At 59.8% G+C, this 15,395-nt stretch carries 17 protein-coding genes and 1 other RNA gene; 7 read left to right on the forward strand and 11 right to left on the reverse strand.

Annotated elements, in window-relative coordinates; translation table 11 throughout:
- Positions 1 to 10 precede the first annotated feature (10 nt).
- Positions 11 to 568: a YecA family protein gene (locus ACM6G4_RS08965; RefSeq protein WP_056726393.1), complete on the reverse strand. Its 558-nt coding sequence runs from the start codon at positions 566 to 568 to the stop codon at positions 11 to 13.
- 120 nt (positions 569 to 688) lie between these two features.
- Here ACM6G4_RS08965 and ACM6G4_RS08970 point away from each other — a divergent pair, with 120 nt between their 5' ends.
- The 4 genes from ACM6G4_RS08970 (at position 689) to ACM6G4_RS08985 (ending at position 2,113) form a co-directional block, all read left to right on the forward strand.
- Positions 689 to 898, forward strand: coding sequence for a TIGR02449 family protein (locus ACM6G4_RS08970; RefSeq protein ID WP_007940359.1), 210 nt, complete (start codon positions 689 to 691; stop codon positions 896 to 898).
- On the forward strand, positions 895 to 1,212 hold the full coding sequence (locus ACM6G4_RS08975; protein ID WP_007982900.1) for a cell division protein ZapA: 318 nt from the start codon (positions 895 to 897) through the stop codon (positions 1,210 to 1,212). Before ACM6G4_RS08970 ends, ACM6G4_RS08975 begins: the two co-directional genes overlap by 4 nt.
- A 30-nt stretch (positions 1,213 to 1,242) precedes the next feature.
- A non-coding RNA gene (gene ssrS / locus ACM6G4_RS08980) (6S RNA) lies at positions 1,243 to 1,421 on the forward strand.
- 86 nt (positions 1,422 to 1,507) lie between these two features.
- Positions 1,508 to 2,113, forward strand: coding sequence for a 5-formyltetrahydrofolate cyclo-ligase (locus ACM6G4_RS08985; protein ID WP_008048703.1), 606 nt, complete (start codon positions 1,508 to 1,510; stop codon positions 2,111 to 2,113).
- 35 nt (positions 2,114 to 2,148) lie between these two features.
- On the opposite strand, the gene ACM6G4_RS08990 is transcribed toward ACM6G4_RS08985, so the two are convergent.
- Complete coding sequence (locus ACM6G4_RS08990; protein ID WP_007982896.1) at positions 2,149 to 2,304, reverse strand: hypothetical protein; 156 nt, start codon at positions 2,302 to 2,304, stop codon at positions 2,149 to 2,151.
- 195 nt (positions 2,305 to 2,499) lie between these two features.
- Between ACM6G4_RS08990 and ACM6G4_RS08995 the strand changes: the two genes are divergently transcribed.
- The gene (locus ACM6G4_RS08995; RefSeq protein ID WP_056726392.1) at positions 2,500 to 2,952 is read left to right on the forward strand and encodes an EVE domain-containing protein; all 453 of its coding nucleotides are present in this window, start codon (positions 2,500 to 2,502) and stop codon (positions 2,950 to 2,952) included.
- A gap of 142 nt (positions 2,953 to 3,094) precedes the next feature.
- On the opposite strand, the gene ACM6G4_RS09000 is transcribed toward ACM6G4_RS08995, so the two are convergent.
- Complete coding sequence (locus tag ACM6G4_RS09000; RefSeq protein ID WP_414913513.1) at positions 3,095 to 3,502, reverse strand: flagellar basal body-associated protein FliL; 408 nt, start codon at positions 3,500 to 3,502, stop codon at positions 3,095 to 3,097.
- A gap of 150 nt (positions 3,503 to 3,652) precedes the next feature.
- Between ACM6G4_RS09000 and ACM6G4_RS09005 the strand changes: the two genes are divergently transcribed.
- Positions 3,653 to 4,630, forward strand: coding sequence for an NADPH:quinone oxidoreductase family protein (locus ACM6G4_RS09005; protein WP_056726390.1), 978 nt, complete (start codon positions 3,653 to 3,655; stop codon positions 4,628 to 4,630).
- 51 nt (positions 4,631 to 4,681) lie between these two features.
- On the opposite strand, the gene ACM6G4_RS09010 is transcribed toward ACM6G4_RS09005, so the two are convergent.
- A complete protein-coding gene (locus ACM6G4_RS09010) occupies positions 4,682 to 5,296 on the reverse strand; it encodes an energy transducer TonB (protein ID WP_414913514.1) in 615 nt (204 codons plus the stop codon).
- A 326-nt stretch (positions 5,297 to 5,622) separates the two neighbouring features.
- On the opposite strand from ACM6G4_RS09010, the gene glpT reads away from it, so the two are divergent.
- On the forward strand, positions 5,623 to 6,972 hold the full coding sequence (glpT, locus tag ACM6G4_RS09015; RefSeq protein WP_008048696.1) for a glycerol-3-phosphate transporter: 1,350 nt from the start codon (positions 5,623 to 5,625) through the stop codon (positions 6,970 to 6,972).
- On the opposite strand, the gene ACM6G4_RS09020 is transcribed toward glpT, so the two are convergent.
- The 7 genes from ACM6G4_RS09020 to ACM6G4_RS09050 form a co-directional block, all read right to left on the reverse strand.
- Positions 6,948 to 7,616, reverse strand: a complete 669-nt coding sequence (locus ACM6G4_RS09020; protein WP_056726388.1) for a gamma-glutamylcyclotransferase — start codon at positions 7,614 to 7,616, stop codon at positions 6,948 to 6,950. The two genes, glpT and ACM6G4_RS09020, sit on opposite strands and share 25 nt — an antisense overlap.
- 219 nt (positions 7,617 to 7,835) lie before the next feature.
- Positions 7,836 to 8,804, reverse strand: coding sequence for a CDP-6-deoxy-delta-3,4-glucoseen reductase (locus ACM6G4_RS09025; RefSeq protein ID WP_414913515.1), 969 nt, complete (start codon positions 8,802 to 8,804; stop codon positions 7,836 to 7,838).
- Positions 8,804 to 10,270, reverse strand: a complete 1,467-nt coding sequence (gene ubiD, locus ACM6G4_RS09030; protein WP_056726386.1) for a 4-hydroxy-3-polyprenylbenzoate decarboxylase — start codon at positions 10,268 to 10,270, stop codon at positions 8,804 to 8,806. The genes ACM6G4_RS09025 and ubiD overlap by 1 nt, the downstream gene beginning before the upstream one ends.
- A gap of 70 nt (positions 10,271 to 10,340) precedes the next feature.
- A complete protein-coding gene (locus ACM6G4_RS09035) occupies positions 10,341 to 12,326 on the reverse strand; it encodes an acyltransferase family protein (protein ID WP_414913516.1) in 1,986 nt (661 codons plus the stop codon).
- 197 nt (positions 12,327 to 12,523) lie between these two features.
- A complete protein-coding gene (gene rho / locus ACM6G4_RS09040) occupies positions 12,524 to 13,783 on the reverse strand; it encodes a transcription termination factor Rho (RefSeq protein ID WP_046039047.1) in 1,260 nt (419 codons plus the stop codon).
- A gap of 247 nt (positions 13,784 to 14,030) precedes the next feature.
- Positions 14,031 to 14,360: a thioredoxin TrxA gene (gene trxA / locus ACM6G4_RS09045; protein WP_003206727.1), complete on the reverse strand. Its 330-nt coding sequence runs from the start codon at positions 14,358 to 14,360 to the stop codon at positions 14,031 to 14,033.
- A 120-nt stretch (positions 14,361 to 14,480) separates the two neighbouring features.
- Positions 14,481 to 15,188, reverse strand: coding sequence for a FadR/GntR family transcriptional regulator (locus tag ACM6G4_RS09050; protein ID WP_414913517.1), 708 nt, complete (start codon positions 15,186 to 15,188; stop codon positions 14,481 to 14,483).
- Between the last annotated feature and the right edge of the window lie 207 nt (positions 15,189 to 15,395).

Here is a 15,395-nt window from a genome sequence, read left to right on the forward strand (position 1 = left end):
TGTCTTACGATTAGTGCAAAGACGGTTTGGCAGCGACCTGCACGTCTTTTTTGGTCTCGGAGAACAGCAGCAGCGGTGCGACGCGCAGGTACTCCATGACTTCCATGTAGTCGTTTTCGCCGTCGTCGGACTCTTCCAGGGCATCTTGCACCTGGGAAATGGCCGCCAGATCCTGCAACACCTCGGTGGCCTCGGTGCTCAGGGCGCTGCTGTCACGGCAGTTCAAGCCAAAGCCACTGAGGAAGCCCTGGCACCACTCGCCCAGTGCAGCGGCACGCTCGGTGAGCGGGGCGTCGTCAGTCGGCAGCAGCAGAACGACGGTCACGTCATCGCCGGTGAGTTCGCCTTTTACCATCTCTTGCAGGCCGGTCAGGGCGTTGCGAACGTTGTCCTGCGGCTCGCTTTCGAGCAGTTCAGCGGCGTCGATCAGCCAGCCTTCGGCGTCGAAACCGGCGCCGGCGCAGCTGCGGCCGAGCAACAGCCCGTGCAGTTCAGCGGGCGAGACGTTGTGACCGCTGGAAGTCAGCAGGGTGGCGAAGGCTTGGTACGGGGAATTCTGAATGGTCATGGGCAGCTAGGCGCCAGACGGCGCTATGTCTAGAATGAAGGCCTTGTATCCTACATCGACAGACTCGCCAAGACTATTAAAGGCTGTCCGCCAGCTACCCCGTCAGACACAGTGGACAATATGGAAGACACCGACCTGCAAGCGCTGATGGCCAGACTCGAGCTGCTGATTACCCGAGTCGAGCAACTTAAGAGTCAAAACGCACTCTTACTAGCTCAGGAAAAGACCTGGCGCGAGGAACGCGCGCACCTCATTGAAAAAAACGAAATCGCCCGGCGTAAGGTCGAATCGATGATTTCGCGCCTCAAGGCCCTGGAGCAAGACTCATGAGTTCAAGCAATAGCGTCACCGTGCAGATCCTCGACAAAGAGTATTCGATCATCTGCCCTCAGGAAGAGCGCAGTAACCTGGTCAGCGCAGCCCGTTATCTGGACGGCAAGATGCGCGAGATCCGCAGCAGCGGCAAGGTCATCGGTGCCGACCGTATCGCCGTGATGGCCGCGCTGAACATCACCCACGACTTGCTGCACAAGGAAGAACGCCCGGATATCCAGGCCAGCGGATCGACCCGCGAACAGGTGCGTGACCTGCTCGATCGCGTCGATCTGGCGCTCGCCACCGATCCGGACGTCACCAAAGGCTGATTCGCGCCGCCGCTTGCGGTATAATCCCCTCACTCCCTGGGGTGCTTGCCAGTTGGCGATGTCCCTGAGCCGATTTGCTATACCCTGGAGGTTGCACGTTGGGCTGGTGTGCATGTCCGCTAGACGGAAAGCCTTAAAGCCTACTGCATCTTCCACCTTGAACTTTCGGGTTCAAGGGCTAAGTCGACAGCGGCACATTCGGGGAGCCTGATTTCAGTCCAATGCCGGTTTTGATACCGGCATTGGCGTTTTTACGGGTACGCTTCACGTATCCGCATTGTTGAAGCCCGAATACATGACCGAACCTGCGCTGCTCCCCCGCCCGCAACTTCGACGCATGCTGCGCAAGGCCCGCCGCGCACTGACTCCCAGTCAGCAACGCCAGGCCGCTCGCGGACTGTACAAGCAATTGGCCCAGCAACCGCTGTTCCGCCGCGCCCGGCACATCTCGCTCTACCTGCCCACCGACGGTGAAATCGATCCGCGCCTGTTGCTGCGCGCCGCGCAACGCCGGGGCAAGGCCACCTATCTACCGGTGCTGAGCGCCTGGCCGCGAACCAAAATGGTGTTCCAGCGCATCCGACCCGGGGAAAAACTCAAACCCAACCGCTTCCGTATTCTCGAACCACGGGCCAACCTCGCCCGGCAGCGCAAGATCTGGGCACTGGATCTGGTGCTGTTGCCATTGGTGGGTTTTGACGATGTCGGCGGGCGCCTGGGGATGGGCGGTGGCTTCTACGACCGCAGCCTGGCCTACCTGGCGCGACGAAACGACTGGCGCAAGCCGACGCTGTTGGGGCTGGCCCATGAATGTCAGAAAGTGGCGCGATTGGCTCAGGCGAGCTGGGATGTGCCGCTGCAAGGAACGGTGACAGACAAGGCCTGGTATTACGCAGGCTAGACGCCACTTCGATCAGTGGCGCCGAGGCAACAGGATCAGCGCTTGAAGGCGGTCGACTGTTGCTGCAATTGGGCGAGTTCGACCGGTGCATCGGTCTTGTTGGCCCACAGGCTTTGGGCATAGCCAGTGGTCACGACGCCAAGGCCAAACAAAATGACCAAAATCCATAGTAAATCCGGTTTGCGTTTCATCGATTGCCCCCCAAAGGCACATCAACACGATGACAGCAGCGGTTTCCGTTTGTAGGCCGTGCAGCAGCGTCAAGCTCTAAAGGCCGGCATTTTGCGACAACGTGAACCGCTGCGCAAATGCTGACGTCAACCGACTGTCGGTTTGTCATAAAATCGCCTACAAGCTGCTCAATCACCACGCAAGGAGCAACAGACATGGCCTATTGGCTGATGAAGTCCGAGCCCGACGAACTCTCGATCAAGGGGCTGGAAAAGCTCGGCAAAGCGCGCTGGGACGGGGTTCGCAACTATCAGGCACGCAATTTCCTGCGGACCATGGCGGTGGGGGATGAGTTCTTTTTCTATCATTCCAGCTGCCCTGAGCCGGGCATCGCCGGAATCGGCAAGATTGTCGAAGCCGCGTACCCGGACCCGACGGCGCTGGAGCCAGAGAGCCATTATTTCGACCCTAAGGCCACCCCGGACAAAAACGCCTGGAGCGCGATCGATGTCGAGCATGTCGAGACCTTTGCCCGGGTGCTGAAACTGGATTATCTGAAACAGCAGACGGCGCTGGCCGGCTTGCCGCTGGTGCAGAAAGGCTCGCGGCTGTCGGTGATGCCGGTGACGGCGGAGCAGTGGGCAGCGGTGGTTGCGCTCAAGCCGTAGGATTTGCAGCGTCTTTCAGAACGCCTTCGCGGGCAAGCCCGCTCCCACAGTGGATTTGTGTTGGAACATGATCATAAGTCCACCACGGAACCCTGTGGGAGCGGGCTTGCTCGCGAAGAGGCCCGTCAGGACAGCGAGAGTCTTATTGGATGATCAGGTTGTTGAACAACAAATCCTCAACCACCGGCTTACCGGTTTCATCACTCATGATCTGCTGGGTCTGCTTCAGCGCTTCCTGACGCAGCTTTTCCTTGGCCTCGACATTGTTCATCGTCTCGGTGGTCTGCTGGGCGAACAGCGCGACCAATTGATTGCGGATCAACGGCTCATTGGCCTTCACCGCCTTGGCGGCTTCGTCACCGGTTACCCGCAACGCCACATCGGCCTTGTAGACCTTCAGTTTCGGCGTGCCATCCAGCCCGTAGTTACCCACGAACGGCGGGCTCAGGGTGATGTAACTGACTTTCGGCGCTGCATCTTCCCTGGCTTCTTCGGCCACCGCTGCCACAGGCAGAGACAGGGCCAGCATCAACATGATCCACGCTTTCACAATTCGCTCCTTATCCGGTTTGCGGCCTAGCATAACGACCCGCCACGCCAGCACAAGCTTATGGCTGACTATCAGGGTCGGGCATGCTCGTTGACCCATCGACCCACACACCTACACTTATCGGCCATCACTCCCAAAGGAATAGCCCTGATGAAAGCCGTGCTGTGCAAAGCCTTCGGCCCTGCCGAATCGCTGGTGCTGGAAGACGTCGCCAGTCCTGTCGCAAAGAAGAACGAAATCCTGCTGGACGTGCACGCCGCCGGGGTGAACTTCCCCGACACGTTGATCATCGAGGGTAAATACCAGTTCAAGCCGCCCTTCCCGTTTTCACCGGGCGGTGAAGCAGCCGGCGTGGTCAGCGCAGTGGGCGAAAAGGTCAGCCACCTGAAAGTCGGTGACCGGGTCATGGCCCTGACCGGCTGGGGCAGCTTTGCCGAGCAGGTCGCTGTGCCGGGTTACAACGCGCTGCCGATCCCGCCATCGATGGACTTCAACACTGCCGCCGCCTTCAGCATGACCTACGGCACCTCGATGCACGCCCTCAAGCAGCGCGGCAACCTGCAGCCGGGCGAAACCCTGCTGGTGCTTGGTGCCTCCGGTGGTGTCGGCCTGGCGGCGGTGGAAATCGGCAAAGCCATGGGCGCCCGGGTGATCGCCGCGGCCAGCAGCGCAGAGAAACTCGCCGTGGCCAAGGCCGCCGGTGCCGACGAACTGATCAACTACAGCGAAACCAGTCTCAAGGACGAAATCAAGCGCCTGACCGACGGCCAGGGTGCCGACGTGATCTACGACCCGGTCGGCGGCGACCTGTTCGACCAGGCGATCCGCGCCATCGCCTGGAACGGCCGCCTGCTGGTGGTCGGCTTCGCCAGCGGGCGCATTCCCGAATTGCCGGTCAATCTGGCCCTGCTCAAGGGCGCGGCGGTGCTCGGCGTGTTCTGGGGCTCGTTCGCCCAACGTCAGCCGCAAGACAATGCGGCAAACTTCCAACAGTTGTTTGGCTGGTTTGCCGAAGGCAAGCTCAAGCCGCTGGTGTCTCAGGTGTATCCGCTGAGCAATGCGGCGCAGGCGATCAATGACCTTGGCCAGCGTAAAGCGGTGGGGAAAGTGGTGGTGCAGGTTCGCTGAATCTCTATCTGCAATAAAAGCGCGGCCATTTAGCCGCGCTCTTTCTTGCCGTCAAAGCAACACCCGAATCTCCTCCGGCAAAAACCGCACATACCGACTCGCCGGATGTGCGCTACACCGCTGCACAATCGAACGCACGCTGGCATTGAGCCTGGCGATCAGAGCCAGACGTTTCTCTTCCGGCAATTGCGTCGGTGAAAGCGAGTGGGTCAGGTAACTGCGAGTCCAGCTGAAAACCGGCAGGTCCACCCACGAGGAAGTGGCGATGTTCAACGATGCCCGTGCGATAGCACTGCATTTCAGCCGCTCCAATTCCTTGTTGACGTGGAAGGGATGATCTCTGTCCAGCCTGTACTCCATAGGTGCGACCACGATGATTTGTGCAGGCTGATCCTTGGTAATTGTCCACGGCTTGAATCGCCATTGGTTGACTGCGGCCAATGACGCCTCTTCGAGTTCGGGATGCGCACTTTGCGCAATCACGGCATTACTGACTGATCCATCGGCCTTCACAGTCATGCTGATACGCACCATGCCGGTGACACCCGCCCTATGCAGCGCCATTGGATAAACCGGCTTCGGATTATTCTCGGGTATCAGGAACACCTCCCCGGCCCTGACATCCAGGGACACCACCAACAACAGCACGCATACCCACCACCGCATGTCCCTCTCCCTTCGCCTGCAACGCCAGACCTGGCAACAGCACAAAGGTTAAGGCGCTGAGTCATTCGGCATAACGCCATGACTTCTGCTTTAAACGAAGGGCCTTTCCTAAAGACCTGCCCTATTTCAGGCACATCAAGCGCCTGCCAACCAAACAGGTAACGCTTCCTACAACGCCCCTCACTTACATCTGACCGACATGTTCATAAAGGAACGCGCGATATCCAACATTTCCGCTGTTTTGCCGATGAGAACCGGTGCTATTTTCGGTAACGAAACTGTAACATTCGTATCCGCAGTCAAAACAAGAAACCTGGAGCTCTTGAATGTTTGCTTTCTTTCGTCCTGCCGCACATCAGGCTCCATTGCCTGAAGAAAAAATAGACAGCACCTACCGACGCCTGCGCTGGCAGATTTTCGCCGGTATCTTCATCGGCTATGCCGGTTACTACCTGCTGCGCAAGAACTTCTCCCTGGCCATGCCGTACCTGATCGACGAGGGTTACTCCCGTGGCCAGCTGGGCCTGGCGATGTCTGCCATCGCGATTGCCTACGGCCTGTCGAAGTTTCTGATGGGCCTGGTGTCCGACCGTTCCAACCCGCGCTTCTTCCTGCCGTTCGGCCTATTGGTGTCGGCCGGAGTGATGTTCATTTTCGGTTTCGCACCCTGGGCGACGTCCAGCGTGACCATGATGTTCATTCTGCTGTTCATCAACGGCTGGGCGCAGGGCATGGGTTGGCCGCCGAGTGGTCGAACCATGGTGCACTGGTGGTCGCAGAAGGAACGTGGCGGCGTGGTGTCCGTATGGAACGTGGCGCATAACGTCGGTGGTGGCCTGATCGGCCCGTTGTTCCTGATCGGCATGGGCCTGTTCAATGACTGGCACGCCGCGTTCTACGTGCCGGCAGCCGTGGCGCTGGCAGTAGCGGTGTTTGCCTTTGTGACCATGCGCGACACCCCGCAATCGGTTGGCCTGCCGCCGATCGAGCAATACAAGAACGACTACCCGGAAGGCTACGACGCCAGCCACGAAGAGGAATTCAGCGCCAAGGAAATTTTCGTCAAATACGTGCTGCGCAACAAAATGCTCTGGTACATCGCCCTGGCCAACGTCTTTGTCTATCTGCTGCGTTACGGCGTGCTGGACTGGGCGCCAACCTACCTCAAGGAGGCCAAGGGTTTCACTGTGGATAAAACCTCGTGGGCGTACTTCTTCTACGAGTGGGCAGGTATCCCGGGCACGCTGCTGTGCGGCTGGATGTCGGACAAGATCTTCCGGGGCAACCGTGGCCTGACCGGCATGGTGTTCATGGCGCTGGTGACGGTTGCGACGCTGGTTTACTGGCTCAACCCTGCCGGTAATCCGATGGTCGACATGATCGCGCTGCTTTCCATCGGCTTCCTGATCTACGGCCCGGTAATGCTGATCGGCCTGCAGGCGCTGGAACTGGCACCGAAGAAAGCTGCCGGTACGGCGGCGGGCTTTACCGGTCTGTTCGGCTACTTGGGCGGTTCGGTCGCGGCCAGTGCAGCGATGGGCTACACCGTGGACCATTTCGGCTGGGACGGCGGCTTCGTGCTGCTGGTCGGCGCCTGCCTGCTGGCGATGGCCTTCCTGGCCCCGACGCTACGGCACAAACAAATCGCCAGTCAGGGCCGCGAAGCACTCGCTTGATCGGCCGTTGATTTACAGCGCTTGAGCCGCGCCTCCAGATTCCGGTCTGGCATGGCGTGGCTGCGCAGGGCGTGCGCGGTCTGCTCGACATAATCGCGAGTGGTGCCGTAGCGCCCGCAGGCGTTTTCGAACACATGGCTCAGCACATGGTCCGGCAGGTTGCCGGCATAGCTGGGCAGGTGTCGCTCCAGAACGAATCCCAATGCCTGAACCTGACTGCCATCTTCGAGACGGCAGTTGAGCCAGTGCGGGCGGTAGGAAGGGAAAGGCATCTCGCGCTGCCATAGTGCGTAGAGCGAGGCTTCGAGTTGCTCTTCGGGCAAGCGATAGGCGAAACCGCTGCAAGAACCGCCGCGATCCAGGCCAAACACCAGGCCAGGCATTTCCGGTGTGCCGCGATGTTCGTGGGACCACAGGTACAACCCGCGATGGTAGCCATGCACCCGGCCGCGAACCCGCTCAACCGCCGTGCACTCAGGGCGCCAGATCAGCGAACCATACGCAAACAACCAGACCGGCCCACCTTTGTGGCGCGCCATGGTCGATTGCATCGAGCCGAGCAGTTGTTCGTGCGTGAGCTGCGGCCCCAGATCGAGCCGCGGAGGGTAAGCCAGATTCAAAAAAGCAGATTCAATGGCGCTCATGGCGAATAGCGTTCAGCTCCCCGCGAGTGAAGAATTACTTAATAGAACGCACAGCTGTAACAATAAGGCACATAAGTTTTAAGGCAATTTGAATGCCATGGCACCGTACTTATTTAAATGCCTGTACGACATATAACCTACCGACATTTATAAAAGTTTATAAACGCCGATTGGCTATATATAGAGTTATAACGAAAGAGCGCGGATCAAGAGCGCGGCTCAAGACCGCGGCGCATACGCAAAAACGTCGGCGCGCATCTGGTGGGCGTCCATCCCCGCTTCCACCAGCGCATCCAGCGTGCCGTAGACCATGGCCGGAGAGCCGCTGGCGTACACGTGCAGCGGCTTGAGGTCAGGGAAGTCTTCACAGACCGCTTCATGCAACATGCCGCACCGCCCTCCCCAACCGCATTGATCGCTGACGACCTTGTGCAGGAACAGGTTGGGCAGCTTCAGCCATTCGTCCCAATGCTCGATTTGATAAAAATCTTCAGGACGACGCACGCCCCAATACAGATGCACCGGGTGCTTGAACCCCGAGGCCCGGCAATGCTCGATCAGACTGTGGATCTGGCCCATGCCGGTACCAGCGGCGATCAGCACGAGAGGACCGTCCGGCAACTCCTCCAGGTGAGTATCGCCAAACGGCAATTCGACCCGCACCATGCTGTTGCGCTGGAGCTGTTCGATCAGGCTCAGCGCACTGGATTCGCGCGCCAGTACGTGGATTTCCAGGTCGCGCCCCGCATGCGGGGCCGAGGCGAGGGAGAAGGCGGACTTTTCGCCGTTCTCGCGCTCGATCATCAAGTACTGGCCGGCGTGGTAGCGCGGTGGTTTACCGGCCGGAGCCCGCAGACGCACGCGCCAGGTGTCGCCGCCCACTTCCTTGCACTCAATGACCTGACACGACACGCTGCGCACCGGCAGTTCTCCCAGCGCGAGCACGCCATCCCACAGCACGATGCAGTCTTCCAGCGGCTCCGCTATGCAAGTGTAGAACTCGCCATGGTCGCGCACATCGCCGGTCTGCTCGACCCGGCCTTCCACCAGCAGCGCCGCGCACACATGGCAATTGCCGTTGCGGCAGCTTTGCGGGCATTCGTAGCCCAGACGTCGTGCGCCATCGAGAATCCGCTCGCCGGGCAATATCTCAAGCACTGCTCCGGAGGGCTGCAAGGTTACACGCATCAATCTATTCCTAACTGATTCCAGATGGCATCGATCCGCTGGGTCACGGCATCGTCCTTGACGATGACCCGGCCCCATTCGCGGGTAGTTTCGCCCGGCCATTTATGCGTGGCATCGAGGCCCATTTTCGACCCCAGGCCGGACACCGGCGAGGCAAAGTCCAGGTAGTCGATCGGCGTGTTGTCGATCATCACCGTGTCGCGCTTGGGATCCATGCGCGTGGTGATGGCCCAGACCACGTCGTTCCAGTCCCGGGCGTTGATATCGTCGTCGGTGACGATAACGAATTTGGTGTACATGAACTGTCGCAAAAACGACCAGACACCCAGCATTACCCGCTTGGCGTGGCCCGGATACGACTTCTTCATGGTCACGATGGCCATGCGGTACGAGCAGCCTTCGGGTGGCAGGTAGAAATCGGTGATCTCCGGGAACTGCTTCTGCAGGATCGGCACAAACACTTCGTTCAACGCCACGCCGAGGATCGCCGGCTCATCCGGCGGACGGCCGGTGTAGGTGCTGTGATAGATCGGCTTGATCCGATGGGTGATGCGCTCGACGGTGAACACCGGGAAGCTGTCGACTTCATTGTAGTAACCGGTGTGGTCGCCGTATGGGCCTTCATCGGCCATCTCGCCCGGATGGATTACGCCTTCGAGGATGATTTCGGCGGTGGCCGGCACTTGCAGGTCGTTGCCGCGGCACTTCACCAGCTCAGTGCGGTTACCGCGCAACAGGCCGGCGAAGGCGTATTCGGAAAGGCTGTCGGGCACCGGGGTCACGGCACCGAGGATGGTCGCCGGGTCCGCACCCAGGGCCACGGAAACCGGGAACGGCTGGCCCGGGTGCTTCTCGCACCACTCGCGGTAATCCAGCGCGCCGCCACGGTGGCTCAGCCAGCGCATGATGACTTTGTTGCGACCAATCACCTGCTGACGATAAATGCCGAGGTTCTGGCGATCCTTGTTCGGGCCTTTGGTGACGGTCAGGCCCCAGGTGATCAGCGGACCGACATCGCCCGGCCAGCAGGTCTGTACCGGCAGCATGGCCAGGTCGACGTCGTCGCCTTCGATGACCACTTCCTGGCACACCGCGTCCTTGACGACTTTCGGCGCCATCGAAATGATCTTGCGGAAGATCGGCAGCTTGGACCAGGCATCCTTCAAGCCTTTCGGCGGCTCGGGCTCCTTGAGGAACGCAAGCAGCTTGCCGATTTCGCGCAGCTCGCTGACCGACTCGGCACCCATGCCCATGGCGACCCGCTCGGGGGTGCCGAACAGGTTGCCGAGCACCGGGATGTCATAGCCTGTCGGCTTTTCGAACAACAGCGCCGGGCCTTTGGCACGCAGTGTGCGATCACACACCTCGGTCATCTCCAGCACTGGAGAGACGGGGATCTGGATGCGTTTCAACTCTCCGCGCTGCTCAAGCTGCTGCACGAAATCCCGAAGATCCTTGAATTTCATTTGATGATGGCACCCGAAAAATAGGCGTACATCCTACCTGCTCTGCTGGCCGCTGGCAGCTTATCGCTGCTTATCTGGATGCATTACCCCGGGTTTGCCCCGGTTGCAGACTGACAAACAGCGGTTCGAGGATCGGCGCCACGAACCGCGCACCGACTTCCGAGAGGTGATTGTTATCGGTGTACAACGAGTAGCCGCTGCGTTCGGCGCGGCACAGGCCGCTCGCGTCACACAGCCTTGGCGCCGGATCCAGCACCTGTACCGCCGGGTCTTGCGCCAGTTGTGCAAACAATCGACTGATGAATGCCTGGCGCTTGTGGTGCTCTGCGAGCGCCAGCCCGACATCGTCGACCGGACGGTCCAGCATTGCCAGACGGGTGAGGCGATACGGAGGGCTGAAGGCCTGCAACGGCACCTCTTTTACCAGCCAGACCCGATGCCCGCCGGCACGCAATTGCGCGACTCGCGCACGCAAGCCATCGGCCAGACGTTGTTCGGCGCTGGCGCGGTCGTAGTGCCCGTCAGCGCTTTTCAGTGCGTGGCCCAAGTCACCTTTGCCGTCGCCATAGAGGTACAGGCTCCAGTGCGCGACCAACACCACATCGCCGACAGCTTGCGGCATCAAGGCCTGTTCAACGCGCCGGTTGAACCGCGCACAACGCGCATCGTGCTCCAGGCCATCGACTGGCAAACAACCAGCAGAACTGGCGAGGATCACGTTGACGCCATGGGCCTTGGCACCCTCGTCGAAAACCGGAATCAACGCCGTGGCATGGCTATCGCCCCAGACAAGCGCTGGGGGCAGGCGATTTTGTGCGCCATAACGGCAGAACAACTTGTCATCCGGCGTCTTGTCATCGGCCAGGCAGGCCATCAGCTCCGGTCGCCATTCGCGAGCCTTGGCGTATTGCAAGGCCTGGTCAGACAGACGCCACGGCAAGCCGTCGGTCCAGCGCAAGGTCTGCCCGGCCAGGCCGAGCACCAGGACACCGCATGCACTGGCGAGCAGGATCTGCCGGCGTCCGGCAAGCAGGCGACGCTCACGAAACGGGGTTTCGACAAATTTCCAGGACAGATAACCCAGCAACAGCGTCAGCAGAATCAACCCGGCACTGTCGAAAGCACTCGGCTCACCGATGCTGGCATAGCGGGAGAATACGAACACCGGCCAGTGCCACAGGTACCAGGAATAAGAAACCAGGCCGAGGCCGACCATTATCCGACTGCTCAAAAACTGACCAATCCAGGTTTCACGATGACCGTTGGCCAGAATCAGCAGCACCACACCCAGCACCGGCAACAACGCCGCGACGCCCGGGAATGGCGTGGCCTTGTCATAACCGAACACCGCCAGCAGGATCAGCACCATGCCCAGCAGGCTCAGCCACTGCGCCGCCATCGGCTTGAGACGCCACGCAGACTTGGGCGCGACCGCCAGCATCGCTCCGGCCAACAGCTCCCACGCACGCATCGGCAACAGGAAGAAGGCTTTTTCCGGATGATGGGCGACGGCCCACACGCTCAAGCCAAAGGACAGCAGCAATACGCCGAACAGCGTCAGTCGCCGATGCTTGAGACGGCTCGACAGCAGTGTCAGCAGCAACGGGAAGACGATGTAAAACTGCTCCTCCACGGCCAGCGACCAGGTGTGCAGCAGGGGTTTGAGATCGGAGGCGACATCGAAATAGCCGTCCTGGCGCATGAACAGGATGTTGGACACGAACATCACCTGGTAACGCACCGATCGCCCCAGCTCTTCGTAATCCTTCGGTGCCAGCAAAAACCAGCCGACCGCCAGCACCGCGATGATCATCGCGAACAACGCCGGCAAAATCCGCCGCGCACGCCGGGCCCAGAAATCGACAAAGCTGAATTGCCCGGCCTGGCGCTGATTCCAGATGATCGAGGTGATCAGGTAACCGGAAATCACGAAAAACACGTCCACGCCGACAAAGCCGCCGGTAAACCCCGGAACACCAAAATGAAACAGCACGACAGCGATCACCGCCACTGCGCGCAAGCCGTCGATATCCCGTCGATAAGCCAGTGAGCTCATAAACATTAAACCATTCAGATCGTTGTTTTCGGCGCGCTTGGGCATCGTCCCCGGAGATGACTGCAAACGCGCCTGGTTGAATTGCCAAGTAACTGACCTTGGCCAATCAAAAACCTCCCATGGCCCGGGCAAAAAAGTGCGGGCAAAAAAAATGGCGCCCCACCGGGGCGCCATTCTCTTGAACTCAACGGGCGATGTTACTTGCGTTTCATCGACAGGAAGAATTCGTCGTTGGTCTTGGTCGTTTTCAGCTTGTCGACCAGGAACTCGATGGCAGCCACTTCATCCATCGGGTGCAGCAGCTTGCGCAGGATCCACATGCGCTGCAGCTCGTCGTCGGCAGTCAGCAACTCTTCGCGGCGGGTGCCGGAACGGTTGATGTTGATGGCCGGGAAGACGCGCTTTTCAGCGATACGGCGATCCAGCGGCAGTTCCATGTTGCCGGTGCCTTTGAATTCCTCGTAGATCACTTCGTCCATCTTCGAGCCGGTTTCAACCAGCGCGGTGGCGATGATGGTCAGCGAGCCGCCTTCTTCGATGTTCCGCGCGGCGCCGAAGAAACGTTTCGGTTTCTCCAGGGCGTGGGCATCGACACCACCGGTCAGTACCTTGCCGGAGCTCGGGATCACGGTGTTGTAGGCACGGGCCAGACGGGTGATGGAGTCGAGCAGGATCACCACGTCTTTCTTGTGCTCGACCAGGCGCTTGGCCTTCTCGATCACCATTTCGGCAACCTGCACGTGGCGGGTTGGCGGCTCGTCGAACGTCGAGGCAACCACTTCGCCGCGCACGGTGCGCTGCATTTCGGTCACTTCTTCCGGACGTTCATCGATCAGCAATACGATCAGATGAACTTCAGGGTTGTTACGTGCGATGTTCGCCGCGATGTTCTGCAGCATGATCGTCTTGCCGGCTTTCGGCGGTGCAACGATCAGGCCGCGCTGGCCTTTGCCGATCGGGGCGCACAGGTCGATGACACGACCGGTCAAGTCTTCGGTGGAGCCGTTACCGGCTTCCATCTTCATGCGCACGGTCGGGAACAGCGGGGTCAGGTTCTCGAAGAGAATCTTGTTCTTCGCGTTTTCCGGACGGTCGTAGTTGATCGTGTCGACCTTGAGCAGCGCGAAATAACGCTCGCCTTCCTTTGGAGGGCGGATCTTGCCAACGATGGTGTCACCGGTGCGCAAGTTGAAGCGACGGATCTGGCTCGGCGAGACGTAGATATCGTCTGGGCCGGCGAGATAGGAAGCGTCAGCGGAGCGCAGGAAGCCGAAGCCGTCCTGGAGAATCTCCAGCACGCCATCACCGGAGATTTCCTCACCGCTTTTCGCGTGCTTCTTGAGCAGGGAGAAAATCACGTCCTGCTTGCGCGAACGGGCCATATTTTCTATGCCCATCTGTTCGGCCAATTCGAGCAGTTCGGTAATCGGCTTTTGCTTGAGTTCAGTCAGATTCATATAGGAATGACGTAATCATTTATGGAGGGGGGAAATTAAGCTTTTGGCTTAATGAGGCCGCGCCGCAGAGAAGGCGACAGGATCGCGTACTTATTCGAAAAGGAGTGCGTCGGCGACGGCTAGCAGGGGGCAATGGAGAAACCAGTGCGGGGCCGAATGTACCACCTGAGTTTAGGAGCGTCTAGCCCTGAATACGCAAAAAGCCCCGCTATTTGCGGGGCTTTTTCAGGACACTTTGCAGCGACGCTTAGATGTTGGCGTCGAGGAAGGCAGCCAGTTGCGACTTCGACAGTGCGCCGACCTTGGTCGCTTCAACGTTGCCGTTCTTGAACAGCATCAGGGTCGGGATACCGCGCACGCCGTGCTTGGCCGGGGTTTCCTGGTTCTCGTCGATGTTCAGCTTGGCAACGGTCAGCTTGCCTTTGTAAGTCTCGGCAATTTCGTCCAGAACCGGAGCGATCATTTTGCAAGGGCCGCACCATTCAGCCCAGTAGTCGACCAGTACAGCGCCTTCGGCCTTGAGTACGTCGGCCTCGAAGCTAGCGTCGCTAACGTGTTTGATAAGATCGCTGCTCATGGAATTCTCCAGGTTGTAAGCAAAAAAACGTGGCCCATCATAGCGGTCCTTCCCTCGTTCAGGAAGGTGCAGATGATTGAGTCTCGCTATGGTGATTCATGAGTTTGGGTATAGCTCAGGTCATGAGGCGACGGGAGCGATGAACGCGATTCCGGTACGCAGCGCGGCATTGCGTACGTGCTCTTGCATAGCCTTTTGCGCGGAGCCAGACGCTCGACGGGCCAGCGCACGAAGGATTTTACGGTGTTCCTGCCAGGTTTCCATGGCACGTTCGACCCGGATGAACGGTAGCTTCTGACTCTCCAGGAAGATGTCGGCGCTGGCAGTCAGGATGCTCAGCATCGCCTGATTGCCGCTGGCCAGCAGGATGCGGCGGTGGAATTCGAAATCCAGGCGGGCCGCGGCTTCGAAGTCGCCGGACTTCAGTTCGTTACGCATGGCGGCGACATTGTCTTCCAGCGCATCCAGTTCGTCGGTGCTCAAGGTTACGGCCGCCAACCCCGCCGCAAACCCTTCCAGCGCATAGCGCAACTGGAAGATGTCCAGCGGCGCAGCCTGCGCCGCGAACGGCCAGCCCGGCGCTGCATCGCCACGCGGCAGCTCCACCGGCGACTGCACGAATACGCCTTTGCCCGGCTGGATGCTGATGACCCCCAGCGCACTCAGCGATGACAACGCCTCGCGCAGCGACGCCCGACTGACCCCCAGTTGCACCGCCAGGTCCCGTTGCGAAGGCAAGGCATCCCCCGGCCCGAAGCCCTGTTCGGTAATCAGTTTACGGATGGCTTGCAGCGCCACTTCAGGTACGGCGCGGGAGATCGAGTTCATGGTTTTCCAGACGAACCAGGCCAATGTGCGCTCAGTTGTAAAGCTATTCGCGACGCCCGGCAAGTCGTGCCCCATGGGGGTTCGGTGATTTTCACGGCTGCGCCATCGGGGTGCGAAACGCAACCCGACTGTTCAGACCAGTAAGACCGTACGACACCAGCAAAACCGCGCCCTGGCGCCCTCAAGACCCCATGTTGGCATGGCCCA

It is taken from the genome of Pseudomonas sp. IT-P258 (assembly GCF_949767825.1).
Taxonomy (GTDB): Bacteria; Pseudomonadota; Gammaproteobacteria; order Pseudomonadales; family Pseudomonadaceae; genus Aquipseudomonas; species Aquipseudomonas monachiensis.

Excerpts from the sequence above, each read along its gene's own strand:
- ACM6G4_RS08985 (WP_008048703.1), top strand. The coding sequence starts at position 1,508 with ATGACCGAACCTGCGCTGCTCCCCCGCCCGCAACTTCGACGCATGCTG.
- ACM6G4_RS09020 (WP_056726388.1), bottom strand. The coding sequence starts at position 7,616 with ATGAGCGCCATTGAATCTGCTTTTTTGAATCTGGCTTACCCTCCGCGG.
- ACM6G4_RS09025 (WP_414913515.1), bottom strand. The coding sequence starts at position 8,804 with ATGCGTGTAACCTTGCAGCCCTCCGGAGCAGTGCTTGAGATATTGCCC.
- ACM6G4_RS09005 (WP_056726390.1), top strand. The coding sequence starts at position 3,653 with ATGAAAGCCGTGCTGTGCAAAGCCTTCGGCCCTGCCGAATCGCTGGTG.
- ACM6G4_RS08970 (WP_007940359.1), top strand. The coding sequence starts at position 689 with ATGGAAGACACCGACCTGCAAGCGCTGATGGCCAGACTCGAGCTGCTG.
- ubiD (WP_056726386.1), bottom strand. The coding sequence starts at position 10,270 with ATGAAATTCAAGGATCTTCGGGATTTCGTGCAGCAGCTTGAGCAGCGC.
- rho (WP_046039047.1), bottom strand. The coding sequence starts at position 13,783 with ATGAATCTGACTGAACTCAAGCAAAAGCCGATTACCGAACTGCTCGAA.
- ACM6G4_RS08990 (WP_007982896.1), bottom strand. The coding sequence starts at position 2,304 with ATGAAACGCAAACCGGATTTACTATGGATTTTGGTCATTTTGTTTGGC.
- glpT (WP_008048696.1), top strand. The coding sequence starts at position 5,623 with ATGTTTGCTTTCTTTCGTCCTGCCGCACATCAGGCTCCATTGCCTGAA.
- trxA (WP_003206727.1), bottom strand. The coding sequence starts at position 14,360 with ATGAGCAGCGATCTTATCAAACACGTTAGCGACGCTAGCTTCGAGGCC.
- ACM6G4_RS08975 (WP_007982900.1), top strand. The coding sequence starts at position 895 with ATGAGTTCAAGCAATAGCGTCACCGTGCAGATCCTCGACAAAGAGTAT.
- ACM6G4_RS08965 (WP_056726393.1), bottom strand. The coding sequence starts at position 568 with ATGACCATTCAGAATTCCCCGTACCAAGCCTTCGCCACCCTGCTGACT.
- ACM6G4_RS08995 (WP_056726392.1), top strand. The coding sequence starts at position 2,500 with ATGGCCTATTGGCTGATGAAGTCCGAGCCCGACGAACTCTCGATCAAG.
- ACM6G4_RS09050 (WP_414913517.1), bottom strand. The coding sequence starts at position 15,188 with ATGAACTCGATCTCCCGCGCCGTACCTGAAGTGGCGCTGCAAGCCATC.
- ACM6G4_RS09035 (WP_414913516.1), bottom strand. The coding sequence starts at position 12,326 with ATGAGCTCACTGGCTTATCGACGGGATATCGACGGCTTGCGCGCAGTG.
- ACM6G4_RS09010 (WP_414913514.1), bottom strand. The coding sequence starts at position 5,296 with ATGCGGTGGTGGGTATGCGTGCTGTTGTTGGTGGTGTCCCTGGATGTC.